This window comes from Streptomyces sp. GbtcB6 (assembly GCF_019091475.1).
GTDB lineage: Bacteria > Actinomycetota > Actinomycetes > Streptomycetales > Streptomycetaceae > Streptomyces > Streptomyces hyaluromycini.
The window spans coordinates 1-3,666 of record NZ_JAGXJL010000136.1 but is presented as its reverse complement, the minus strand read 5'-3'; the positions used below and the strand labels follow the sequence as shown (position 1 = coordinate 3,666).

The 3,666-nt window shown below is 65.4% G+C and carries 5 protein-coding genes; 1 reads left to right on the top strand and 4 read right to left on the bottom strand.

The window, feature by feature from the left end:
- From KVT45_RS54730 to KVT45_RS54720, 3 genes are all read right to left on the bottom strand, one after another.
- A partial coding sequence (locus KVT45_RS54730) for an MBL fold metallo-hydrolase (RefSeq protein WP_368857577.1) occupies positions 1-394 on the bottom strand: 394 nt, incomplete at its 3' end.
- Positions 395-563: 169 nt separating this feature from the next.
- On the bottom strand, positions 564-1,205 hold the full coding sequence (locus KVT45_RS54725) for a rhodanese-like domain-containing protein (RefSeq protein ID WP_308311175.1): 642 nt from the start codon (positions 1,203-1,205) through the stop codon (positions 564-566).
- Positions 1,206-1,485: 280 nt separating this feature from the next.
- Positions 1,486-2,529 (bottom strand): NAD(P)/FAD-dependent oxidoreductase, encoded by a 1,044-nt coding sequence (locus KVT45_RS54720; protein WP_217562548.1) that lies wholly within the window; start codon positions 2,527-2,529, stop codon positions 1,486-1,488.
- A gap of 306 nt (positions 2,530-2,835) precedes the next feature.
- Here KVT45_RS54720 and KVT45_RS54715 point away from each other — a divergent pair, with 306 nt between their 5' ends.
- Positions 2,836-3,156, top strand: coding sequence for an antibiotic biosynthesis monooxygenase family protein (locus KVT45_RS54715; RefSeq protein WP_217562547.1), 321 nt, complete (start codon positions 2,836-2,838; stop codon positions 3,154-3,156).
- Between the two features lie 224 nt (positions 3,157-3,380).
- Here the strand turns inward: KVT45_RS54715 and KVT45_RS54710 are convergent.
- On the bottom strand, positions 3,381-3,666 hold a 286-nt coding region (locus tag KVT45_RS54710; RefSeq protein ID WP_217562545.1), incomplete at its 5' end, for a cupin domain-containing protein.

Sequence of the window (3,666 nt, the reverse complement as noted above, 5' to 3'; positions counted from 1 at the left end):
CGTAGGACAGGTGGTGGAAGGTGTGCCCAGGCGTGGCCATCACCCGCACCCGCATCCGCGGCGACAGCTCCACCGCGTCGCCGTCGGACAACGGCCTCCGGTCGAACGCCACCTCGTCCGCAGCCGCCACCCCGTACTCGGCACCGGTCAACCTGGCCAGTTCCAGACCACCGGACACGTAGTCGTTGTGCACGTGCGTCTCCAGCACCAGGGCGATTCTCACCTCGAGCCTCGCGGCGACGGCGATCACCCGGTCCACGTCCCGCTGCGGATCCACCACTACGGCCACCTCACCATCGGTGGCCAGGTAGCTGCGATCCCCCAGCGAGGACGTCTCGATCACCTCGACCGCCAGCCCACCGCCCAGCCGGGCCTGCTGCTCCACCGCATCCATCGCCGTCACCATTGCGCACCCCGCTCGAGACACAAGAGTTGGCCATCTGCCGCTTTCTCTGCCTGCGCCTGCCACAGGCCGGACGTGAGCTGGCCCGAGTGCCGCGCGCTCATCGGAGTACGAGGCACATTCCCGCACGCCTTGCGTGTTACCTTCCAGAAGATCATGATTATTTCCCGCTGACGACCGGCAGCCCGGCCGCTTCCCATGCCTCGAGACCACCGACAACGTTGAAGACCGGGGAACGGCCGACGCTCACTGCTTGCTCGGCCGCCTTCGAACTGCGCTGTCCCGCGCGGCAGATGAACGCCAGCGGGCCGTCAGGAAGATCGGACAACGAGGTTGGCATCCCACTGAGCGCGGCATGAACGGCATCCGCGGGGCGACCTGTTGCCCACTCACCGTCCTGTCGGACATCGACAAGCGTGAGTTCCCCTGCAGTGATGCGGCGATGCGCCTCCGCTGGGGACAGATCGACGATCGAGTGGCCGCGGCCGTTGCCCGACATGTGCTCCGCGGCCGGGAGGACGGTCCGAATCGCCTCGTAGCCCGCGGCATGGACGACAGCGATCTGCTGGCTCAACATCGGGCAGACTTCCATCGCCGCTGCCCAATAGGAAACCGACTCCCACTCAGCAACGTTCACAAGCCGGAACTTGCTCTCCGGAGTGACCGTGCGGAACATGTAGGTCCGAAGGAACCCGGGCTGCGCCGCCATCAGATCGGCGGCATCCTGCCATAGCTCGAGATACTCGTTTTCAGTGTCGTCGTCGATCTCGATCGGGATGATCACGACGTAGCGGTCTTCCACCTGAGGCTCCTTCTTGAGGAGGGCAGGGCGCGTACTCGCCAACTGCGTTCGGTATGGCCTCCCGCTGCAGAGTCTGCACGTACGGCTCGAGAATCAACAAAGTAAGTTGCCAAAGCGGCAAAAGAATGTCTGGGAAGCCCAATCACCCCAGGTAGCCGCATCGCGAGCGGCGGACGCCCTGGACGGTATGGCGCCCTGGGCGCGTTTCGCACCCGGGGTCAAGGAATCCGCCGGGAACGGTGACAAGGCGCTGTACCGATGCTCCGGTGGTTGTCAGTTGCTATTCCTGGCTGTCGAGGCCGTGCGCGCGGGTGCCGAGAACACGTCGTGACACTTCCGCCTCCATCGCGCCACTGAACGCCGTGGGTGGCAGCGTCTCGCGGGCGGCGGCGGCACGTCGGGCATCTTCGAGGATCAGGTCCATGTTGATGGCGCCGGCAGCAGTGCCGCCCGCGGCTGCGGCCTGAGGGACGGCGGCGAGTACGTCGCTGACGTTTCCGGCGGCCCAGACCCCCTGGACACCGGTGAATCCGGCTGCGTCCACGGCGACTTGGACGCCGGGCACTGCCGGGTGTTCGGTCAGGGTGAGGCCGAGGGCATCGAGGAAGCCGCCGCGGGCGATGAAGCGAGGGGCGACCACGAGGGTGTCCACGGGGATGACGATGCCGGTGTCCAGGCGGGCGCCGGTGAGCTTGTCGTGTTCGGCGTCGATTTCCAGGGCGGTGACCTCGCCGTGAATCACTGAGATGCCCAGTGCGGCGAGCTGTTCCCACTGCTCGTCGGTGAGATCCGCCTTCGCATGGTGGGCGAACAGGGCGACCCGGTCGGTCATCTGACGGAACAGCAGCGCCTGGTAGAAGTTGCCCAGGACGCCGACCTTGGTGTCGCGGGCCTCCCAGCCATGGCAGTACACGCAGTGGATCGCGTCGTGTCCCCAGCGTTCGGCCAGACCCGGGATGTCGGGCAGTTCGTCGACCAATCCCGTAGTGACCAGTACGCGCCGCGCGTGCGCTCGCCGGCCGTCCCCTGTGGTGACGATGAACTGCTCGCCGTCGCGCTCGACGTGGGCGACGCGGCCGGAAGTGACGACGCCGCTGTAGGAGACGACTTCCTCGCGGCCCAAGTGCAGTAGCTCCAGGGGCGAGATGCCCTCGCGGCCCAGGATGTTGTGGGCGCCGACCCTGACGGCCGGGGCGTTGCGCGGTTCGCCTGCGTCAATGACCAGGACCAAGCGCCTGACGCGGCTGAGCATCAGCGCGGCCGACAGACCGGCCCCGCCGCCGCCGATCACGACGACGTCCCAGATCCGGTCATCGGTGTTCATCAGCTCGTTGGTGTTAATATCTACACCATCACCCCATACCACTCGATAAGCAAATTCTATTGCCAATTCGGCAACAAAATCCGATCACCATCCGCCCCTTGCCGAAACAGCAACGTCATTTACCGAATTCACTGCTGTCGCTCCTCACGACATGGGCGCGGCGGCCGCCCCTGCGAAAATTTGCCGAAGTGGCAAATTTCCTAGGCATCCGAATGTTGCAGTAATTACATTCTCCTAGGCGGAGAAGAGGTTTCGACACTTGCTCCTTCGTTGTACTGCAGCATTCACGAATCGAAAGGAAGTGCCGTGAGGGAACCCTATTTCTCAATCATCAACATCGATGTCGAGAAGGACAAACAGGCCGAGTATATGGAGAAGTGGGAAACCGCGGCGGCCATCATGAGCGCCGAGCCGGGATTCGTGCGGACCCATGTGTTCCAGGCACTGTCCGACGATGCGAAGTACCGGCTCGTCCAAATCGCGGAATGGACCTCGCGCAGCCACTGGCAGGCAGCCATGAACGTGTGCCCCATGATGGGCCAGGAGATCGCCCTGGTCGATGACGACGGGTACGGCGTGATTCGCACCGTCGGCGAGCGTACCGCCGAGAACCCAGCAACCATCTAGCCGTGACGTTCCGGTAGGTTGGCCAGCCGTGGTCGGCCTGAGCCGTAGAAGCGGGCGTAGGCCCATTCGTCGGCCAGGACGCCATGGAACCGTTCACAGGCCTTGCCGCAGGACGTTGAGGATGTCGACGGGTGCGTGATTCGCACCCGTCGGCCTCCAGGCACAGCCGAGGCGCGAGGATGACGGTCCTGTTAACGATTTCACGAACGCGCGCAGCGCGAACCTTACCGACCGCGCGCGGACTCACGGCCGAGGCGACGGTCTCGCGGCGCGGCCCGGGTGTGGATCTTCTCGCCGTGCGGGCCGAACAGGCTCAGCACCTCCGCCGACCGGCCCCGCTCGGCGGCGCCGAACCAGTGTGGGACGCGCGTATCGAACTCCGCGGCCTCTCCCGGCCCCAGCACGACGTCATGCCCGCCTAGCACCAGGCGCAGCCGACCGTCGAGGACGTAGAGCCACTCGTAACCCCCGTGCGCAAGCGGGTTGGGCTCCTCGCCGCGCCACTGGATC

Excerpts from the sequence above, each read along its gene's own strand:
- KVT45_RS54720 (WP_217562548.1), bottom strand. The coding sequence starts at position 2,529 with ATGAACACCGATGACCGGATCTGGGACGTCGTCGTGATCGGCGGCGGC.